Consider the following 19,141-nt stretch of genomic DNA (forward strand, 5'->3'; position numbering starts at 1 on the left):
TTTTCCCCTATAAAACTGCATCCAGCAGTTTTTTTGTATATGAATGCTGCGGATGATAAAAGATCTCTTCAACTGTTCCGTTTTCCACTATTTCGCCGTCTTTCATGATTGAAACATCATCTGCGATCTCTGCCACCACACCCAGATCATGCGTAATAAATAACACGCCCAGATTTTCTTTCCTGGATAGCTGATAGATTTCTTCCAGGATCTGCTTCTGTACGGTTACATCCAAGGCTGTCGTCGGCTCATCTGCGATCAGATAATCCGGTTTCATGGACATGGCAATGGCGATCATAACACGTTGGCACATACCGCCAGACAATTCGTAAGGTTTTTTCTTCATCAGTTCTTCCGGATCACGCAGATTCATCATCCGCAGACTTTCCAACGCAACTTCCCTTGCCTGTTTTTTGCTCATTCTGCGATGTTTTCTCAGTCCTTCCAGAAGCAGTTGTTCAACTGTAAAGAGCGGATCGAGAGCAGCGGTCGGATTCTGAAAGATCATTCCGATCCTGTCTCCGTATAACTGTCGTTTTTCTTTTCCTGATAACTTCAGAAGACTCTTTTCGTTCAGTGTCACATCTCCGGATATCACCTTTCCATTTCCTGCAAGCAGATTCATAATCGTCAGAGAGGTAACTGACTTGCCGCTTCCGCTTTCTCCCACCAGAGCATGGATCCTTCCGCGTTTTACTTCCAGGCTGACATCTTTTACTGCATGAACCATTCCGTGAGAAGTCTGAAACTCCACATGTAGTCTTTTTACCTTTAGAACATCATTTTTGGGCTGTTCCATTCTGTATTCCCTCCCCCAGATAATTAAATGCCAGAACAATGATCATGATCAGTATGCCCGGATAAAACATCAGTCTTGGATAAGTCTGAATATAACTTCTACTGTCACTGAGCATGATCCCCCATTCCGGTGTCGGTGCCTGCACACCAAGGCCGATAAAGGAAAAACCGGCAATTGACAGAATGATCGAACCGATTTCCATTGTTGCCAGTGCAATCACAGATGGCAGGATATTTCTCAATACATGCCTGAATATGATCCTTGCGTGGCCGCAGCCGCCGGCTTTTAGTGCGGTCATATAATTTTTATTTTTTTCCTGAAGTGTCAATGCCCGGGCAAGCCTTGCATATTCTGCCCAGGATACGACCGATAAGGACAGGATCAGATGAGCGCCGCTGGCTCCTACGGTTCCTGCAATGGCAAGTGCCACAATAAAGACCGGCATAGCCATAAATACATCAATGATCCTCATAATTATGGAATCGATTTTTCCACCTACATATCCGGCAAACAGTCCGATCGGCACCCCGACACATACAGTGATCAGAAGCACCGTAAAGCTATAGCTCAGTGAATACCGGCTGCCCCAGAGAAGTCTTGATAAAATACATCGTCCCAGCTGATCAGTACCTAAAGGATATGCCGCCGACGGATTCTTTAATTTTATCGAAACATCCACAAGCAGTGGATCATGCGGCGCCAGTACAGGTGCAAAAATAGCTGCCAATGCAAAAATTATGACCACCATCAATCCTATTTTCGTTTTCGGTGACCGGAATACCTGTTTCCAGTACAGATTCTGGATCATGCTTTTTTCTGTTTTCTGCTTTCTTCTGCTTCCCATTCTATGATCTCTCCTTTACTTTAACTGGATTCGCCGGTCAATCGCAGAATAGGCGATATCCACAAGAAAATTTAATACTACAATGCCAACAGCCAGAATAAAGATAAAACATTGCAGCACCGGAGTGTCTTTTGAGATCACGGATTTCAATGCCAGATTTCCGATTCCCTGAATTGAAAAAATACTTTCTATCACAGCTGAGCCACAGAAAAAACCGATCACAATTGATACCAGACGTGTCAGCACAGGAATCAGGATATTTTTCAGACCATGACGCAAAATTACATTTACAGATGACAATCCCTTAGCTCTGCTGGCACGTATGTAATCCTGCTTCAGCACCTGTATCATATTGGTACGGATCAATCTCGTCATAATTCCAAAGAAACTGATATCCATGGCAAATGCCGCAAGAATCGGGATGCCTCCGGCATCTCCTCCGATCACGGAAATCACTTTTAGCTTTACTCCAAATATATAGAGCAGCATCAGACCGATCCAGAAAGACGGCATAGATACACTGAGGGACGACAAAATGCGAATGACTTTATCCAGAACTCTGTTTTCATAAATTGCCGACAAAATTCCAAGAGGGACTGATACGATCATCAACAATAAAAACGAAGTAACTGCCAGTTTAAATGTCTGTGGAAAATATCTTTTTAATTCCTCAAAAGCCGGTTTTCTGGTAGAATATGATTTCCCAAAATCGCCATGAAGTGCCTGATCCAGCCATTTCCCGTATTGTACCAGCACCGGCTGATCCAGCCCTTCCTCATGACGTACTTCTTCTATCTGCTCTGGTGACGGATGCTCGTATTTTTTCTCCGCCAGAACTCTGGCCGCATCACCTGCCGATATAAAACTCAGCATGAAAATAATAAATGTAACCGCCAGAACTACCGGAATCATAAATATAAAACGCTTTGCAATTACTTTTCCCATTTTCATTTCTCCTCATTTTTCATCTGTTTATTCGGTTAAAATAAAAAAAGCTGATATGATCCAGCATCATATCAGCACAAAAAACAAACCTCTACCTCAGGCAGAGCTTATTCCTTCTGTATCCCATCCGAATCAGAATTCTTCTGTCAAAAAGGCAAGTCTCCTGACTCCAGTTCTTCCTACTTACCATCTTCCCGGATCTCTCCAGTGATATTTTGGTTTTCGTCCCTGTCACAGTAGCGGTGGCTGTTCTGGCATTTCACCAGATTCCTTATTAAGTACTTTGTACACCCTTCTGACTATTCAATTTTCATAGTTGCAATGAATAAGTATTATAATATCATACTTTTCTTTTTATATAAATAGTTTTTTGTCAAATATAAAATATCTGAACATTTCATAGTGAAACCCGGATATTTTCTGCCTGTATTATTATAGATCCCTTAAGTAAATAACATTATGTATGAACGGTGACTTCTTTATATTTCCGTATAATGATCATATAACTTACGAATAATAAAACAGCTGCACTGCTCCATGCACAGATCTCTGCATAGTATATTCCATCTTCACCGATCAGTTTTGGCAGCAGCAGCGCAACACTGATACGCATTATAAATTCTGCAATGCCGCTGGCAAGCGGAATCAAAGTATTACCCAGGCCCTGGATAGCGGAACGATACACATACAGCAGATACAGCACCCACAAAAAGACAGCCATGATAAACAAATACTTATATGCTATATCCAATACCTGTCGGGTCTGATCCGGTTCACCGGATACAAACAGGGACAGTACATTACGTCCAAACAGCACCATCATGCCGGAAATGAAAGCCGAAGTGAGCACTGCCATATAAGTGCCGCTGCGCACGCCTTTTCGAATCCTCTGATATTTCTTTGCACCAAGATTCTGGCCCACATATGTTGTAATAGCATATCCATATGAAACGGCAGCCATCTCCAAAACCCCATACAGCTTATTCGATGCCGTAAATCCCGCCACAAACAGAAAACCAAATCCATTGATCACATACTGTACCACAAGTCCTCCCACGGAGATGATCACATTCTGTATTGCAAGAGGAACCGCCAGTTCCAAAAGTCGCAAACTCATAGAGGGCTGCCTGTAAAAATCCTTCTTTTCCAGGCGGATATCCGGGATTTTACGTAATACGATCAAACAGTACAAGGCAGAAAATCCCTGCGCGATAACGGTCGCCACTGCTGCTCCGGCTATACCCCAGCCAAAAACCGCCACAAACAACAGATCCAGTCCCACATTGATCACTGCTGCCACTGTCATTGCGATCAACGGAGATCTGCTGTTTCCAAGTGCCCGAAGGATCGCTGCAAATATATTATAAGCAGCTATGATCGGGATTCCTGCAAAGATCAGCCGCAAATATAGCATTGTCAGATCAATGACATTATCCGGTGTCTGTAAAAATAAAAGAACATGATAAACTGTACCTTCACTTACTGCGAGTACGACCACAGACAGTAATGCTGTCATGATATAGCTTTTCGCTACTGCACATTTCAGATTTTCCTTTTCCCTTGCTCCATAATACTGAGATACAAGAATAGAAAAACCCTGTGTGATACCTGTCATGATCCCCAACACCAGCCATACCAGCCAATCTCCGGCACCTACTGCCGCCAGTGCCTTAACTCCTACCACTTGTCCGACGATCATTGTGTCTGCCATTGTATAAAACTGCTGAAAAATATTTCCAAGCATCATTGGTATGGCAAAAGTTATGATCAGTTTTCCGGGGGATCCGGCAGTCATATCTTTTTCATTGGTTCCCATAAGAGTCTCCTTTTCTTTTCATCCTTGTCCGCTATTTTACAAGGGGCTCTTACGAAACACAAGCCTATTTTTTCACAAAGTTTTTCTCATATTATTGGTAGCTATTACATCTTTATGATCATTATTTTTAATGGATCATTTTTGTCACGCCTATCTTAAAACTCTTTCTTCTTCATGGCGCTCATACTATACTTATACGAAGCAAACCATATAAGCAGACTTAGCACAATAAGGGCAATCCCGATTTCAAGATCCCCTATTCCCCCTATCATATGCAGAATACTTTCTTTTAATCCCAGGTTAGCCTTCACAAAAGATCCAATTGTATAACAAATCGCAAAAATAATTAAAATTGCGATTGGCAGCACAATTCGCCCTTTCTCTCCTTCGAACCTTATCCTGATCGCAATCATAATTCCCGCAATTGCCTGAAACACAAAAAATGTGATCAACTCCATTGCCAGCATTTCCAGATCAAACACCTCTTCAGGATTTATGAGTACCATAATTCCTGCACAGATCATTCCAATGCACCATCCACATGCTGTCATGATAAAGGAAAAAATATATTTTTCTCTGACATATATTTTTTTATTTACGGGTAAAGAAAATAAATATGTGTAGCCATGGCCATTTTCATCATAACTGATCGTATTACCTGAATATATCGCCAGAACAGATGGGATATACATTGCAATGAAAGCAGCTCCCGTTTTTCCTGTAAGTATAAAAAACAATGCTACAAACACTAACACCAAAAAAAGATTACCACCCTGCCGAAAAAACAATCGAAAATCCTTTTCCAAAAGACCTCTGATTCCTTTCATCATCTTTCGCCCCCTGTCAACATCAGGATCACCTGATCGAGTGATCCGCTCTCTACTACGATTTCCGGATAATTTTCTATATAATACTGCTTCTCGTTCGTCAGACAGGCAACTCCAAAAAACTCTTTTTTCTCTTTCAAAAGATACCTTTTATCTACTGCCTGATATTGTTCCTCACTGACCTTCAACACTGCATATTTTTCAAGAATCGTATCCATCTCTTCATGAAGTATGATCCTTCCTTTATGTATCACATAAATGTCATCACACAGATGTTCTAGGTCCGAAGAAATATGTGAACTGATCAGGATACTTCTCTCCGGTTCTTCTTCCATATACTCTCTTAAAATATCCAGCATCCTTTCCCTCGCTCCGACATCAAGCCCTGCTGTCGGCTCATCCAGCATCAGGAATTCTGCCTGATGTGTCAATGCAATGATCAGATTCAGCTTTGCTTTCATTCCTGTTGAGTACTCTTTTATAAATTTATCCAACGGAATCTGATATTCTTCACACATCTGATGAAATTTTTCTGCTTCAAACTTTGGATACAATTTGGCAAGGACTGCCTCAACATCTTTCCCTTTCAAGTATCCACTGAATCCGGCTTCTGCCAGGACAACTCCCAGCTCTTCTTTCTCTTTTTCACTTAACTCTTCCGGTATTTTTCCCAGGATCTTTATCTCACCGGCATCATAAGAAATGAGTCCGAGCACTGCCTTGAACAAAGTACTCTTACCGGCTCCGTTCTCTCCAACCAGACCGGTGATTCTTCCTTTTTCTACATTTAACGAACAGTCTAACTGAAATTCACCGTAGCTTTTCTTTACTCCTTTGATCTCCAACATAATCATTCATCCTCCATGATGAGTTCAAACAACGAACGGATCTCTTCCTCCTTCATTCCGCAGCGCCTTCCCTTCTGAATTGCTGCTTCCAGATCCGCCTCAACCTCTTTCCTGCGCTCTTCTTCCATCAGCTGTGTATTCGAAGCCGCTACATACGTTCCTTTCCCATGAACTGTGACTGTCATGCCCTCTGCTTCCAGATTGTCATATGCTTTCTTCACAGTAAGTGCACTGATCTTCAGTTCCTTTGCCATTGTTCTCACGGACGGCAATATATCATTTTCTTTTAACTCTCCGGAGATGATCTGCGCCTTGATCTGCTCCATGATCTGTTCATAAATTGGTACCATCGAGGTATTATTGATTATAATCTTCATATGTTCCCTCCTGTTGTAAACAGTATATAACAGTATAATACTGTTGTCAACTGTTATATACTGTTTTGCAGTAGTTGACTGCCGGGATTCTGTCATCTGCCATCAGAAGGTATGGGAAGTCTTAGTCATTTACTTTTCATGATCATTAATTTTTATTTGTTACGCAAAATGTATTGACTTTATAGACTGATTAGTCTATTTTGTAAATAACTACAACAAAAATATTCTTGGAGAAATATATGACGAAAGCTATCAATAATTATGATAAAACAAAAATTTCAATGGCACATGTTTTCCTGCAATATGATCAGGCTACAATGATACATAAATATTCATTAGATTACAATTCTGACTGGTTATATATTACTTTTATTAACCGTACCTATCGTATTAACCGAAAAACGGGAAGTGTTCAGTGGTCAGATAATGATTTTGAAATAGTTCATGAAGCCAATCATAATGAAGCAATGACTATTTATGATGTTTTATGTTATTCAAAGGATAGATGCCATCTGTCACATGAATTTGTAAATATAAACAGCCTTTCCTCTGTCCGAACAGGAAATCTCTCGCCGAACAGAGGATTTTTTCAGAATACCGCTGACTTTTTTAACGGAAAAACCGTTGAATTGCGTAATGCCTGTATATCACTTTCCGGAAAGGAACTGGAAAAAGGAGATGTTGCTTTTAAATTAAATCTTTTTCCTTTTTTGCCGATTATCATCCGTTTCTGGGAAGCTGATGACGAGTTCCCGGCAAGTCTTCAAATTCTTGCAGACAGGAATACTTTAGATTACATGCATTATGAAACGCTTATGTTTGCACTTACACATCTGTTTTCCAGACTGAAGGAGGAAATGCGAATTGAAAAAGGGTGAAGAATCCAGACAACGCCTGATCGAGTGTGCTGCTGAATTATTTTGGAAAAATGGGTATTCTGCTACTGGAATCAGCGAAATCCTCAAACAAACAGACCTTCCAAAAGGATCTTTTTATTTTTATTTCAAAAGCAAGGATGACCTGGCAACAGCGGTAACGGAATACTATCAAAAAATCTTACTGGAACAATTTCAAAATAGTTCTCAGGGAAATGACTGGGAAAGTTTTATTGAAGAAATCTTTGATTTTTTATCTGAAAGGACAAATGGACAAACATTTGCAGGCTGCCCGTATGCGGTGATGGGCATGGAAACAGCACTTAGCAAGCCTGCAGTTGCATCTGTATTTATGGAAGGACTGAAAAAATTTGAGCAGATTTTTCAGGAAGTATTGTTATGCTCCGGATTGTCTCCAGATCATGCAAAAATTCTTTCTCAGCGCATGCTTTCTATCTATCAGGGATATTTTCTTCTTGGACGAATCAGCGCCGATACTTCTTATTTGAAAAATGCAAAAAAAAATATGATTGAAATGTACCGGGAATACCGGGCATTGCTGTCAAGGTTGCCAGTCGGCTCGTCTGCTAATGTCAAGTAAGGACTTAAAAAATCCTCCGGATTTTTCGAGAGTATGAAACTTTTTCTGTAAAATAATGTTTATAAGGTTCTTCTATGATACAATAAATATCATTAGGAGGGCCTTTTATTATGGCAAGACAAAAGAAACCTGTACATCGTGTACAAATGACAGAAGGAAAACGAAACATCATCCATCAGCTCCTGGAAGAGTACGATATCCAGTCTGCAGAAGACATTCAGGATGCGCTCAAGGATCTTTTAGGCGGCACCATTAAGGAAATGATGGAAGCTGAAATGGATGATCATCTTGGTTACGAAAAATCCGAACGCTCAGATAATGATGATTATCGCAATGGTTATAAGCGGAAACAGGTCAACAGCCGGTATGGCTCGATGGAAATCGAAGTGCCACAGGATCGCAAATCAACGTTTGAACCACAGGTTGTGAAAAAACGTCAGAAAGATATTTCCGATATTGATCAGAAGATCATTTCCATGTATGCCAAAGGAATGACTACCCGGCAGATTTCCGAAACCATCGAAGATATTTATGGCTTTGAAACTTCTGAAAGCTTTATTTCTGATGTGACTGATAAGATCCTGCCACAGATCGAAGACTGGCAGAACCGGCCACTGGACGAGGTCTATCCCATTCTCTACATTGATGCAATCCATTATTCTGTAAGGGATAATGGCGTGATCCGAAAGCTTGCTGCTTACGTGATTCTGGGAATCAACACGGAAGGAAAAAAAGAAGTTTTAACCATCAGTGTTGGCGATAACGAAAGCGCAAAATACTGGCTTTCCATTATGAATGAACTGAAAAATCGTGGTGTCAAAGATGTATTAATCATCTGTGCCGATGGTTTAACCGGAATCAAAGAAGCGATCGCAGCAGCTTTTCCAAAGACGGAATACCAGCGCCGTATTGTACACCAGGTAAGAAACACGTTGAAATATGTCCCGGATAAAGACAGAAAAGCCTTCGCTACGGATCTGAAAACCATTTATCAGGCCACAGATGAAAAGAAAGCTCTGGCAGCCTTAGAGCGTGTAACAGAAAAATGGACACCGAAATATCCGAATTCTATGAAGCGCTGGAAGGATAACTGGGACGCAATCTCGCCGATCTTTAAATTTTCAACGACGGCCAGAACGGTGATTTATACTACAAATGCTATTGAATCCCTGAATTCTACCTACCGGAAACTGAATCGCCAGAGAAGCGTATTTCCAAGCGATACAGCTCTATTAAAGGCACTGTATCTTGCCACATTTGAAGCTACGAAGAAATGGACCAGTACGATCCGCAACTGGGCACAGGTGTATGGTGAACTGAGTATTATGTACGAAGGACGCCTCCCAGAGTAACGAATAAACAGGCGAATAAGACGGGCGGAAAACCGCCTGCTCTTGACATGCCATTCAACAACTGTTATATATAAAACAAAGGTAATATCATCAGGTGTAAGTGGTAAATTCTTCTCCGACCATTCCATAATAAGCTCCGGGTGTACTTCTGCTAAACTGTTGTTCATAGCCAAACCTCAACCTCCTTGTGTTTAGAGTATATGAAGTTTTGACTTTATCTTGTAGTTTGCGAATATCCGTATAAATAGAAAAAGCCCTTTGAGAAAAGGATTTCTCCTCTCTCAAAGGGCAACCTGACAAACTGGAATTTGGCGTTCCATCACTATTAGTTCAAAAGGATGTGCATCAGAAAACCAATTAAAACGCAAACAACAAATGTTGTCAACGCAGTACCTATAACTAAAAGAATTTTTTGATAAGGACGTTTGCCTATTTCTCGTTGCTTATGAATATCATCCAAAAGTTTTCCCTCAGAAAATGCGACAATTTCTTTATAGGTTTGAACATCATTATCTTTTTTTACCTTTTCAACCTTAAAGGCAAAGTACATAGAGATTGCCCAAATGATTCCCCAAGGAATGAATGCCCAAACACCAAGCCACATAAATAGCGGAACTGCAGAAACAGCAGTTGCAATTAGCATTATAGTGTAGGATTTTCCATAGCGATTCATCTTTTCAATTTCTTCTTTTTGAATTACATCTTTCATAACTTCAATATCTCCTTTGATTAGATTGTCAAGGGAAATTTGAAAGATTTCACTCAGTAATACCAAACTATTCACATCTGGATAGCTTTTATCATTTTCCCAATTTGAGATTGTTTGCCTTGAAACATAAACACGATTGGCTAACTCCTCTTGGGATAAATGTGCTTCCTGACGATGCATTTTTATTTGCTTTCCAAGTTCCATCTCGTCACCTCCTTGCATACTCATACTAATCGAAAGGTCTTATTTTCGCTATCAAAGTGCATTGACATCTATGTTTTCCGTGTGTCAAAGGTCTTTTACAGACCGTAAACTTCCGATTTGTATTTCTGTTTGTTTTAAAAATGGGCAACTCCGATTGGAATTGCCCACTCATTGTACTAATTATGCGATTTTTTCTTGCTTGCACCGATTTCTGCATCAAATGATGTAAGTTTGATGTAAATCGCTGTTTTTTTAGTTTTTTATCAAATGAAGTACGTCCCGTCTATTCGGTAAAACGGTACATCTTTACATCATCTTAATAGAGCTTTGCACCTGCTGGAATATGGTCATCAACCATCAGAAGATGGAGCTTTTCTTCGCCTTCTTCTTCGTGAATAGCACTGAGGAGCATACCGCAAGAGTCAATACCCATCATAGCTCTCGGTGGAAGATTTATGATAGCGATAAGAGTTTTTCCAACCAGTTCTTCAGGCTCATAAAAGCTATGAATACCACTTAAAATAGTTCTGTCTGTGCCTGTTCCGTCATCAAGAGTGAACTGTAAGAGTTTCTTTGACTTCGGTACTGCAACACACTCTTTAACCTTTACTGCACGGAAATCTGACTTGCTGAATGTGTCAAAATCAACTGCTTCCTCAAACAAAGGCTCAATCTTTACCTTAGAAAAATCAATCTTTTCAGGCTCAGCTTTCACTTCTGCAGCTGCAGGAGCTGCTTCGGAAGTCTTATTTGCCTTCTTGTCAGCGTCCAGTGACTTCATCGTCGGGAACAGAAGTACGTCACGAATTGCCTGGCTGTCTGTCAGGAGCATAACGAGACGGTCGATTCCGTATCCGATACCACCTGTTGGCGGCATACCGATCTCCAGTGCATTCAGGAAGTCTTCATCTGTGTGGTTGGCTTCCTCATCACCTGCGTCTGCAAGAGCATCCTGTGCTTTGAAACGCTCTCTCTGATCGATCGGGTCGTTGAGCTCGGAATATGCATTACACATTTCCCATGTATTGATAAAGAGCTCAAAACGCTCTACCTTGTTCGGATCGGAAGGTTTCTTCTTGGTCAGCGGAGAGATCTCGATCGGATGATCCATGATAAATGTCGGCTGGATCAGCTCTTTCTCACAGTACTCCTCGAAGAAGAGGTTGATGATATCACCCTTCTTATGACGATCCTCATACTCGATATGATGCTCGTCAGCAAGCTTCTTGGCTGCCTCATCATCTGCTACTTCGTCAAAGTCGATTCCTGCATATTTCTTGATGGCATCGTTCATGGTCAGACGTGCGAAAGGCTTTCCAAGATCGATCTCGATACCATTGTAGGAAATCTTTGTGGAACCGCAGACCTTCTCTGCAAGGTAACGGAACATGGACTCTGTCAGCTCCATCATTCCCTCATAATCAGTATATGCCTGATAAAGCTCCATCAGAGTGAACTCCGGATTGTGACGGGTATCAACACCCTCGTTACGGAATACACGGCCGATCTCGTAAACTCTCTCAAGTCCGCCTACGATCAGTCTCTTAAGATAAAGCTCCAGGGAGATACGAAGCTTAACGTCTTCGTTCAGTGCGTTATAATGTGTCTCAAATGGTCTTGCAGCTGCACCGCCTGCGTTGGAAACCAGCATTGGTGTCTCAACTTCCATGAAGTCACGTCCTGCAAGGAAGTTACGGATCTCCTTAAGGATCTGGGAACGTTTGATGAATACATTCTTGCTGTCCTGGTTCATGATAAGATCCACATATCTCTGACGATAACGGGTATCTGTATCTGTCAGTCCGTGGAATTTCTCAGGAAGGATCTGTAAGCTCTTGGAAAGAAGAGTCATCTTCTCTGCATGAATGGAGATCTCACCTGTTCTTGTTCTGAAAGCAAATCCCTCCAGACCAAAAATATCACCGATATCAGATTTCTTGAAATCTGCATAGGAATCGGTTCCAATGGCATCTCTTGCCACATAAACCTGAATGTTACCCTGTAAATCCTGGATATTGCAGAAAGAAGCTTTTCCCATTACACGCTTGAACATCATACGTCCTGCGATCGATACATGGATCGGGCTTGCGTCCATGATGCTTCTTCTTTCTTCATAATCCTTCTTCTGAGCCTCTTTTGCCTGCTCTTCATCAAGACCTGTTACATCAAGCTCCTTGCGATCTTTGAGAAGCTCTGCCTCATGTGCTTCATAGAGATTCTTTACCTCAAGGGAATGATGTGTCTGATCAAATTTTGTGATCTGAAACGGGTCCCTGCCATTTGCCTGAAGGTCTGCCAGTTTGTCACGACGTACCTTAAGCAGCTGGTTTACATCCTGCTTCTTCTGCTCTGCCACTTGTTGGCCTCCTTAATCTATCTGTCATTCAAGCGGATCTGTGCGATCCGCTCCGTTGTCTGCTTTATACGTTTCTCTGGATCTCAAGAACCTTGTATTTCATGATTCCGGACGGCATCTCAACCTCAACGATATCGTTGGTGTGTGCACCGATCAGTGCTTTACCTACCGGAGACTCATTGGAGATCTTTCCCTCAAGGCTGTTAGCCTCTGTGGAACCTACGATCTTCAGCTCCATATCTTCCTCAAATTCATAATCATGAACCTTAACCTTGCAGCCTACGCTGATTCTGTCAAGATCGACTTCGTCCTCTACTACAACCTCAGCGTTCTTGAGGATCTTCTCGATCTCCTCGATACGTGCCTCGATATCTCTCTGCTCATCCTTTGCTGCATCGTACTCTGCGTTCTCAGAAAGGTCTCCCTGCTCTCTGGCCTCTTTGATCTTTCCTGCTACTTCTTTTCTCTTAACAACTTTCAGATCGTGCAGCTCGTCTTCCAGTTTTCTAAGTCCTGCGTATGTGAGTAAGTTCTTCTTTGCTTCTTCCATTTTGCCTTACTTCCTTTCAAAACCGTGCTGTTTTTTCTGAAAAAAATACAGCTTCGGATATTTCTGTTGCTACCATTCCCAAGAGCTCTTTTTTCTAAAAAAGGGCGTAAAAATCTCAGGATATTCACAATTCCTGTATTATACCGAAAAGCCCCAGTATTGTCAAGCATTCCACGTCGAAAAAGGGTCCCTGAAATATGCAAAAAAAGCCGTGCGAAATCTCAGATTTCAACACGGATTTTCTGTATTATCCTGCCCGGTCTGATTCCTTATTTCTTCTCCGGAAAAAGATCTTTATAACGATTAGTCACCATCTGTGTCTGATACTCAAAATCCTGTTTATGCTGATTGACCAGTGTAGAAAGGATGATCCCGGAAAACCAGCAGATGATAGCTGTCAGAATCACAAACCCGCTGACGATCAGTGTTGGGATCTTTTCCACTGTCCCAACCTCCAGAAAATGTACCAGCACCGGAATAAAGAATACCATTCCCACCACAAACAGCACTGCTGCGATAAGGGAGAAGAACTCCAGCGGCTTGTAATTTTTGAACATTTTCACAATAGTCTTCAGGACCTTAAATCCATCTGCATAAGTATTCAGCTTGGACTCACTTCCCTCCGGCCTGTCACGATATTCAATGACTACATTCTCAACCTGCATGTTCTTATCGATGGCGTGGATCGTCATCTCTGTCTCGATCTCAAAATTCCTGGAAAGTACTGGGAATGTTTTTACAAAGCGGTAACTCATGGCACGGTAACCTGTCATGATATCCTTGATGTTGCTTTTGAAAAGACGGTTAATGGAACCTCTTACGATGCTGTTTCCAAAGTTGTGGAAAGGTCTCTTGTTCTCTGTAAAATATGTAGAAGAAAGGCGGTCACCAACCACCATGTCTGTGCCTTTCTCCAGAACCTTGCTGCACATTTCAGCTGCAAACTCTGCCGGATAAGTATCGTCGCCATCTACCATAAGGTAACACCGCGCATCGATATCCCGAAACATACTGCGGATCACGTTTCCTTTTCCCTGCTGATACTCATAACGGACAACTGCCCCTTCTTTTCTGGCGATCTCGTCTGTTCCATCTGTAGAGTTATTATCATATACGTAGATCACAGCTTCCGGAAGTGCTTTTTTCATATCGCGGATAACCTTTGCTACCGTCTTGCTTTCGTTGTAGCAAGGAATTAAAACTGCTATTTTATCTGCCATTATTTTTCTCCTGTAAAACAAAAAAACTTTCTGCGGATTCCCGCTAACTGACTGTAGCACGCGCCCCGTTCCTTGTCAATAGAACGTTTCGTTTTCTCCGGCATACTTTTCTCTTTTATCGCTCCAGTACCATGTCTGTAAGCTTTTTCAGTTCTTCATAGTTTGAAATATTATTAGATTCTCTCCGGATTCCCGCACTGTGCCGCATACCGGCTGTATACCAGGCTACATGCTTCCGCATTTCGCGGATCCCGATATACTCACCCTTTATCGCGATCTGATCTTCGGCATGGCGCAGGATCATCTCGCAGACTTCCTCTGCGGTTGGTCTGGGAAGCTTTTCCCCGGTGCGGAAATAGTGGTTCAGTTCCCGGAAGATCCACGGGTTCCCACGTACTGCACGGCCGATCATCACCGCATCGCAGCCAGTCTCTTTAAACATGGCTTCTGCAGTTTCCGGTGAAACGATATCTCCGTTTCCTATCACCGGAATAGTCACCGCTTCCTTCACCCTGCGGATAGCATCCCAGTCCGCCTGACCGGAATAATACTGCTGTCTGGTCCTTCCATGAACTGCGATGGCTGCTGCACCGGCATCCTCCACCCGTTTTGCGATCTCCACCACATCCACCGGCGTATTTTCATCAAAGCCAATGCGGACCTTCACCGTTACCGGCTTGGAAACTGCTCCGGAAACACTGCGGACGATCTCTTCGATCAGCTGAGGATCCTTCAGAAGAGCTGAGCCCTCGCCATTATTTACCACCTTGGGAACCGGACATCCCATATTGATATCGAGAATGTCAAAGGGACGCTCCTCAATGCTTTTTGCCACCTCTGCCATAAGGTCCGGCTCGCTGCCGAAAAGCTGCATGGATACCGGATGCTCCCCGGGATCGATCTCCATCAGCGCCTCTGTATTCTTATTATGAAAAGAGATCGCCTTGGCACTGACCATTTCCATACAGATCAGGCCTGCACCCTGCTCCTTGCAAAGTCTTCGAAATGCCAGATCCGTAACCCCTGCCATCGGTGCAAGCACAAAGGGGTTCGGTATCTCCACATTTCCGATCTTCCACTGCATCTTCATGGATCATTCCTCAACGGCATCTGCTTTTTTCTGCAGTTCCTCATCCGGGATATCTCCCAGGAAAAATACCTTGTAATACATTTCCAGAGATTCCAGAAGCTCTCTTTTGTCCCGCTGGAGTTCCTTGATCTTCAGTGCACTTCCGATCTCGTCAAAACGGGCATCTGCCTCCAGGGCCTCAGTCTTAAACTGCAGACTGCCGTCCTCATCAAATTCCAGTGTCAGGATCCCGCCTACATCCTCTGTGAAAAGCACACACATGATCTGCAGCTCCTGCTTTACCGTCTCAGGAAGAGACGCAAAATCCTGGTTAAAATAATATTTCTGCTCATAAGAGCTTGCTCCGCAGAGCACAATGTTATCCTGATACATAAAATCTCCTTTATTTATAACTTGACACTCCCCACAGCTAAAGCAGGGAGATTCTTGTTTTTTCCACTACTGCAATAAAACATCAACGGAAAATCGCTGCCGGAAATTTTATCCGATCTGTGCTGCATGTTTTACACATAGCTGTATAAACCACGTACAGAAACCTCTCCGGAGTTTACTTCCTCGACTGTACCGTCTGCACGCTCTACCAGAAGCTCTCCGCCGGCATTGATCCCTCCTGCGATTCCCTCATATGGATCATTCTGATCCAGTACACGTACCGGCTGGTTCAGATTGGCCAGCATTTTCTCATAATCCGGTTTCAGGCCGCTGAGATCCTCTGTCTGTACAAATCTCTCATAATTTTCCTCAAAATGCTTCATCACAAGTCCGACTACCTGTGCCCGGTCAAAGGGATGTCCGCTTTCCAGATACAGAGAGGTAGCCTTATCTGCCATTTCTTCCGGGAAGCTTTCCATATTTACGTTAATCCCGACTCCGATAACTGCACAGCCGATCTTATCCTGCTTCATGGTCATTTCGGTTAAGATACCGCAGATCTTTTTGCGGGAAACAACTACATCGTTAGGCCATTTGATCCCTACCTCAAGACCGAGCTCTGCTACTGCCTGTGCAACTGAAAGTCCCATAACAAGTGTCAGCATCGGCGCCTTCTGCGGAGAAAATTCCGGGCAGATAAGGATACTCATAGTAATGGCACTGTCCGGCGGCGCACTCCATCGTCTTGTAAAACGTCCGCGTCCTGCGGACTGATATTCTGCCACAAACAGCTCTCCGTGTCCTGCGCCTTCTTCCCTCCAGGCACGTTTTCCCCAGAGGTTAGTGGAATCTGTTTCTCTTGCAAAATGGACGGTTTTGCCCGCCCATTTTGTATGTGTTGCCTGTGAAATTATTTCTTCATTAAATAAATCTGACATTATTTCTCCGGCTCTCCTAATGTTGCAACGATCACAGCCTTAATGGTGTGCATACGGTTCTCAGCTTCGTCGAATACCTTGGACTGCGGAGACTCGAATACTTCGTCTGTAACCTCCATATCTGTAAGGTTGAAACGCTCGCCCATCTCTTTTCCGATCTTTGTCTTAAGATCATGGAATGCCGGCAGACAGTGAAGGAAGATCGCCTTTTCACCGGCGTTCTCCATTACATGTCTGGTAACCTTGTATGGTGTCAGGTCGTGGATACGCTCTGTCCATACTTCGTCAGGCTCGCCCATGGATACCCATACATCTGTGTAGATGATGTCCGCATCTTTTGTTCCTGCCTCCACATCCTCTGTGAGAGTGATGGTGGAACCTGCCTCTTCTGCCCACTGCTGACACTGTGCTACAAGCTCATCATTCGGGAAATATTTCTTATTGGTGCAGGCTACGAAATCAAGACCAAGCTTGGAGCATACAACCATCAGGGAGTTACCCATGTTGTAACGGGCATCGCCCATGTATACAAGCTTCAGGCCTTTCAGTTTGCCGAAATGTTCACGTACTGTCAGCATATCTGCAAGCATCTGTGTCGGATGATACTCGTTTGTCAGACCATTCCATACCGGTACACCTGCATGCTTCGCAAGCTCCTCAACAATATCCTGACCAAAGCCACGGTACTCGATTCCCTCATACATTCTTCCGAGAACTCTTGCAGTATCTGCGATGCTCTCCTTCTTTCCGATCTGGGATCCTGTGGGATCCAGATAGGTAGAACCCATTCCCAGATCATGAGCTGCCACTTCGAAGGAACAGCGTGTTCTTGTGCTTGTTTTCTCAAAGATCAGGGCAATATTCTTACCTCTGTAATACTCATGAAGCTCTCCTGCTTTTTTCTTGGCCTTCAGATCTGCTGCAAGGTCGATCATGTAAGTGATCTCTTCCGGTGTAAAGTCTTTCAGTGTCAGGAAATTTCTTCCTTTAAGATTCATAATATGTCCTCCTCACGGCCGCAGATTTATTTCTGCTCTGCCGGTTTATCTGTCATGATTTCCTTCAGGGATGTTGCCAGCCCTGCGATGCCCTGTATCTCGGACGGAATGATGATCTTCGTTGCCTTGCCGTCAGCAACTTTTGTAAGAGCCTCCAGGCTCTTCAGAGTAAGAACAGATTCATCTGCTCCTGCTTCCTTGATCATACGAAGTCCTTCTGCAGTTGCCTGCTGTACTTTAAGGACTGCCTGTGCCTGTCCTTCAGCCTCTTTGATCATACGCTCCTTCTGAGCCTCCGCATGAAGGATCGCTGCCTGCTTCTCAGCCTCAGCATCCAGGATCGCGGACTGTTTTTTACCCTCTGCAACAAGGATGGTGGAACGTTTCTCTCCTTCTGCTTTCAGAATGGCTTCTCGTCTCTCACGCTCAGCCTTCATCTGTTTCTCCATGGCATCCTGGATGGCTGCCGGAGGAATGATGTTCTTAAGCTCCACACGGTTAACCTTGATTCCCCATGGATCTGTAGCCACATCAAGGGAAGCACGCATCTTGGTATTGATAACCTCTCGGGATGTCAGTGTCTCATCCAGCTCCATATCACCGATGATGTTACGAAGTGTTGTAGCAGAAAGATTCTCGATCGCCATGATCGGATTCTCAACGCCATATGCGTAAAGCTTCGGATCTGTGATCTGAAAAAATACAACCGTATCGATCTGCATGGTTACATTATCTTTGGTAATTACCGGCTGCGGTGGAAAATCCACAACCTGTTCTTTCAGGTTTACTCTTCTTGCAACACGCTCAATGAACGGAACCTTGAAATGGATTCCTGTACCCCAGGTAGCCTTGTAAGCGCCAAGACGTTCCAGTACCACTGCATAGGCCTGCGGTACAATGCGGATACAGGATGCAAGTACCCACAGCACAAGAATGATGACTACAAGCAAAACAACAACTCCACCCATAATTTAGCCCTCCTTGCTAATTTCTTTTACGATCAGCTTCACTCCGCGGATCTCTTCGATCTCAACCACTGCACCTGTTGGAATTTCTTCCCCGTCATCTGCGGTCCGTGCAGTCCACTCGATGTCATTGATCCTCACCTGCCCGGTCTGGGCCAGGTTGTTGACCGGCTGTATCACTACGGCTCTTTTTCCCAGAAGGCTCTCTGCATTGGTCTTTTCCACGCCCTTGTTCATGTAGCGGACCGCCAGAGGTCTGGTAAAGATCAGAAGCACCACGGAAACTCCGAAAAATAAAAGGAGCTGTACAACAATCCCCCCACCAAGCCACGAGGCAATACACGCCACAAAAGCACCGCCTGCAAACCAGACAGTGGTAAGTCCTACCGTGATCGCTTCAATTACCAGTAAAATTGCCAGTATTCCAAGCCAGGCCAAAGGTGTCATAAAACCCC

General features: G+C 43.4%; 20 protein-coding genes and 1 riboswitch. Of the genes, 3 read left to right on the forward strand and 17 right to left on the reverse strand.

The window, feature by feature from the left end; all coding sequences use genetic code 11:
• Nucleotides 1–7 precede the first annotated feature (7 nt).
• The 7 genes from ACTNDQ_RS08910 to ACTNDQ_RS08940 all read right to left on the reverse strand — a co-directional run bounded on the left by ACTNDQ_RS08910 (nucleotide 8) and on the right by ACTNDQ_RS08940 (nucleotide 6,456).
• Nucleotides 8–799, reverse strand: a complete 792-nt coding sequence (locus ACTNDQ_RS08910) for an ABC transporter ATP-binding protein (RefSeq protein WP_441064415.1) — start codon at nucleotides 797–799, stop codon at nucleotides 8–10.
• A complete protein-coding gene (gene nikC, locus ACTNDQ_RS08915; RefSeq protein WP_021650926.1) occupies nucleotides 780–1,643 on the reverse strand; it encodes a nickel transporter permease in 864 nt (287 codons plus the stop codon). Before nikC ends, ACTNDQ_RS08910 begins: the two co-directional genes overlap by 20 nt.
• A 15-nt stretch (nucleotides 1,644–1,658) precedes the next feature.
• Nucleotides 1,659–2,588, reverse strand: coding sequence for an ABC transporter permease (locus ACTNDQ_RS08920; RefSeq protein WP_118626465.1), 930 nt, complete (start codon nucleotides 2,586–2,588; stop codon nucleotides 1,659–1,661).
• Between the two features lie 136 nt (nucleotides 2,589–2,724).
• Nucleotides 2,725–2,898: riboswitch (cobalamin riboswitch) on the reverse strand.
• 147 nt (nucleotides 2,899–3,045) lie between these two features.
• Nucleotides 3,046–4,404, reverse strand: coding sequence for an MATE family efflux transporter (locus ACTNDQ_RS08925; protein ID WP_279200715.1), 1,359 nt, complete (start codon nucleotides 4,402–4,404; stop codon nucleotides 3,046–3,048).
• 155 nt (nucleotides 4,405–4,559) lie between these two features.
• On the reverse strand, nucleotides 4,560–5,234 hold the full coding sequence (locus ACTNDQ_RS08930) for an ABC-2 transporter permease (protein ID WP_441064416.1): 675 nt from the start codon (nucleotides 5,232–5,234) through the stop codon (nucleotides 4,560–4,562).
• Complete coding sequence (locus tag ACTNDQ_RS08935) at nucleotides 5,231–6,079, reverse strand: ABC transporter ATP-binding protein (protein WP_441064417.1); 849 nt, start codon at nucleotides 6,077–6,079, stop codon at nucleotides 5,231–5,233. The genes ACTNDQ_RS08930 and ACTNDQ_RS08935 overlap by 4 nt, the downstream gene beginning before the upstream one ends.
• Nucleotides 6,080–6,081: 2 nt before the next feature.
• Nucleotides 6,082–6,456 carry a GntR family transcriptional regulator gene (locus ACTNDQ_RS08940; protein WP_015526677.1) on the reverse strand — a complete coding sequence of 125 codons (375 nt, stop codon included), beginning with the start codon at nucleotides 6,454–6,456 and terminating at the stop codon, nucleotides 6,082–6,084.
• A gap of 239 nt (nucleotides 6,457–6,695) precedes the next feature.
• Between ACTNDQ_RS08940 and ACTNDQ_RS08945 the strand changes: the two genes are divergently transcribed.
• The 3 genes from ACTNDQ_RS08945 to ACTNDQ_RS08955 all read left to right on the forward strand — a co-directional run bounded on the left by ACTNDQ_RS08945 (nucleotide 6,696) and on the right by ACTNDQ_RS08955 (nucleotide 9,284).
• Nucleotides 6,696–7,334: a DUF3786 domain-containing protein gene (locus ACTNDQ_RS08945; protein WP_059086425.1), complete on the forward strand. Its 639-nt coding sequence runs from the start codon at nucleotides 6,696–6,698 to the stop codon at nucleotides 7,332–7,334.
• Nucleotides 7,321–7,932, forward strand: coding sequence for a TetR/AcrR family transcriptional regulator (locus tag ACTNDQ_RS08950; RefSeq protein WP_278795122.1), 612 nt, complete (start codon nucleotides 7,321–7,323; stop codon nucleotides 7,930–7,932). Before ACTNDQ_RS08945 ends, ACTNDQ_RS08950 begins: the two co-directional genes overlap by 14 nt.
• A 110-nt stretch (nucleotides 7,933–8,042) precedes the next feature.
• On the forward strand, nucleotides 8,043–9,284 hold the full coding sequence (locus ACTNDQ_RS08955; protein WP_441064418.1) for an IS256 family transposase: 1,242 nt from the start codon (nucleotides 8,043–8,045) through the stop codon (nucleotides 9,282–9,284).
• Between the two features lie 325 nt (nucleotides 9,285–9,609).
• Here the strand turns inward: ACTNDQ_RS08955 and ACTNDQ_RS08960 are convergent, their stop codons facing one another.
• The 10 genes from ACTNDQ_RS08960 to ACTNDQ_RS09005 all read right to left on the reverse strand — a co-directional run bounded on the left by ACTNDQ_RS08960 (nucleotide 9,610) and on the right by ACTNDQ_RS09005 (nucleotide 19,133).
• The gene (locus ACTNDQ_RS08960; RefSeq protein WP_110103169.1) at nucleotides 9,610–10,197 is read right to left on the reverse strand and encodes a helix-turn-helix domain-containing protein; all 588 of its coding nucleotides are present in this window, start codon (nucleotides 10,195–10,197) and stop codon (nucleotides 9,610–9,612) included.
• A gap of 316 nt (nucleotides 10,198–10,513) precedes the next feature.
• The gene (gene lysS, locus ACTNDQ_RS08965; RefSeq protein ID WP_441064419.1) at nucleotides 10,514–12,553 is read right to left on the reverse strand and encodes a lysine--tRNA ligase; all 2,040 of its coding nucleotides are present in this window, start codon (nucleotides 12,551–12,553) and stop codon (nucleotides 10,514–10,516) included.
• Between the two features lie 64 nt (nucleotides 12,554–12,617).
• Nucleotides 12,618–13,103: a transcription elongation factor GreA gene (gene greA / locus ACTNDQ_RS08970; RefSeq protein WP_015526720.1), complete on the reverse strand. Its 486-nt coding sequence runs from the start codon at nucleotides 13,101–13,103 to the stop codon at nucleotides 12,618–12,620.
• 269 nt (nucleotides 13,104–13,372) lie between these two features.
• Nucleotides 13,373–14,323 (reverse strand): glycosyltransferase family 2 protein, encoded by a 951-nt coding sequence (locus ACTNDQ_RS08975; protein WP_278795317.1) that lies wholly within the window; start codon nucleotides 14,321–14,323, stop codon nucleotides 13,373–13,375.
• Nucleotides 14,324–14,438: 115 nt separating this feature from the next.
• Nucleotides 14,439–15,407: a tRNA dihydrouridine synthase DusB gene (dusB, locus tag ACTNDQ_RS08980; protein ID WP_441064425.1), complete on the reverse strand. Its 969-nt coding sequence runs from the start codon at nucleotides 15,405–15,407 to the stop codon at nucleotides 14,439–14,441.
• A gap of 9 nt (nucleotides 15,408–15,416) precedes the next feature.
• Nucleotides 15,417–15,785, reverse strand: coding sequence for a DUF6145 family protein (locus ACTNDQ_RS08985; protein ID WP_015526724.1), 369 nt, complete (start codon nucleotides 15,783–15,785; stop codon nucleotides 15,417–15,419).
• 131 nt (nucleotides 15,786–15,916) lie between these two features.
• Entirely contained in the window at nucleotides 15,917–16,723 is an 807-nt protein-coding gene (locus ACTNDQ_RS08990) for a biotin--[acetyl-CoA-carboxylase] ligase (RefSeq protein WP_441064420.1), read from the reverse strand.
• Nucleotides 16,723–17,721: an ornithine carbamoyltransferase gene (gene argF, locus ACTNDQ_RS08995; protein ID WP_015526726.1), complete on the reverse strand. Its 999-nt coding sequence runs from the start codon at nucleotides 17,719–17,721 to the stop codon at nucleotides 16,723–16,725. Before argF ends, ACTNDQ_RS08990 begins: the two co-directional genes overlap by 1 nt.
• A gap of 26 nt (nucleotides 17,722–17,747) precedes the next feature.
• Nucleotides 17,748–18,689: an SPFH domain-containing protein gene (locus ACTNDQ_RS09000; RefSeq protein WP_278795316.1), complete on the reverse strand. Its 942-nt coding sequence runs from the start codon at nucleotides 18,687–18,689 to the stop codon at nucleotides 17,748–17,750.
• Between the two features lie 3 nt (nucleotides 18,690–18,692).
• The gene (locus ACTNDQ_RS09005; RefSeq protein WP_278795315.1) at nucleotides 18,693–19,133 is read right to left on the reverse strand and encodes an NfeD family protein; all 441 of its coding nucleotides are present in this window, start codon (nucleotides 19,131–19,133) and stop codon (nucleotides 18,693–18,695) included.
• Between the last annotated feature and the right edge of the window lie 8 nt (nucleotides 19,134–19,141).

The sequence above is a fragment of the Blautia massiliensis (ex Liu et al. 2021) genome (genome assembly GCF_052064225.1).
Lineage (GTDB): Bacteria > Bacillota > Clostridia > Lachnospirales > Lachnospiraceae > Blautia_A > Blautia_A fusiformis.

Bases quoted from the DNA above. Each gene is read 5' to 3' on its own strand.
- ACTNDQ_RS09005 (WP_278795315.1), bottom strand. From the start codon at position 19,133: ATGACACCTTTGGCCTGGCTTGGAATACTGGCAATTTTACTGGTAATT.
- dusB (WP_441064425.1), bottom strand. From the start codon at position 15,407: ATGCAGTGGAAGATCGGAAATGTGGAGATACCGAACCCCTTTGTGCTT.
- ACTNDQ_RS08930 (WP_441064416.1), bottom strand. From the start codon at position 5,234: ATGATGAAAGGAATCAGAGGTCTTTTGGAAAAGGATTTTCGATTGTTT.
- ACTNDQ_RS08935 (WP_441064417.1), bottom strand. From the start codon at position 6,079: ATGTTGGAGATCAAAGGAGTAAAGAAAAGCTACGGTGAATTTCAGTTA.
- ACTNDQ_RS08945 (WP_059086425.1), top strand. From the start codon at position 6,696: ATGACGAAAGCTATCAATAATTATGATAAAACAAAAATTTCAATGGCA.
- ACTNDQ_RS08940 (WP_015526677.1), bottom strand. From the start codon at position 6,456: ATGAAGATTATAATCAATAATACCTCGATGGTACCAATTTATGAACAG.
- ACTNDQ_RS08990 (WP_441064420.1), bottom strand. From the start codon at position 16,723: ATGTCAGATTTATTTAATGAAGAAATAATTTCACAGGCAACACATACA.
- ACTNDQ_RS08955 (WP_441064418.1), top strand. From the start codon at position 8,043: ATGGCAAGACAAAAGAAACCTGTACATCGTGTACAAATGACAGAAGGA.
- ACTNDQ_RS08985 (WP_015526724.1), bottom strand. From the start codon at position 15,785: ATGTATCAGGATAACATTGTGCTCTGCGGAGCAAGCTCTTATGAGCAG.
- ACTNDQ_RS08920 (WP_118626465.1), bottom strand. From the start codon at position 2,588: ATGGGAAAAGTAATTGCAAAGCGTTTTATATTTATGATTCCGGTAGTT.
- ACTNDQ_RS08975 (WP_278795317.1), bottom strand. From the start codon at position 14,323: ATGGCAGATAAAATAGCAGTTTTAATTCCTTGCTACAACGAAAGCAAG.
- ACTNDQ_RS09000 (WP_278795316.1), bottom strand. From the start codon at position 18,689: ATGGGTGGAGTTGTTGTTTTGCTTGTAGTCATCATTCTTGTGCTGTGG.
- greA (WP_015526720.1), bottom strand. From the start codon at position 13,103: ATGGAAGAAGCAAAGAAGAACTTACTCACATACGCAGGACTTAGAAAA.
- ACTNDQ_RS08925 (WP_279200715.1), bottom strand. From the start codon at position 4,404: ATGGGAACCAATGAAAAAGATATGACTGCCGGATCCCCCGGAAAACTG.
- argF (WP_015526726.1), bottom strand. From the start codon at position 17,721: ATGAATCTTAAAGGAAGAAATTTCCTGACACTGAAAGACTTTACACCG.
- ACTNDQ_RS08910 (WP_441064415.1), bottom strand. From the start codon at position 799: ATGGAACAGCCCAAAAATGATGTTCTAAAGGTAAAAAGACTACATGTG.
- nikC (WP_021650926.1), bottom strand. From the start codon at position 1,643: ATGGGAAGCAGAAGAAAGCAGAAAACAGAAAAAAGCATGATCCAGAAT.
- ACTNDQ_RS08960 (WP_110103169.1), bottom strand. From the start codon at position 10,197: ATGGAACTTGGAAAGCAAATAAAAATGCATCGTCAGGAAGCACATTTA.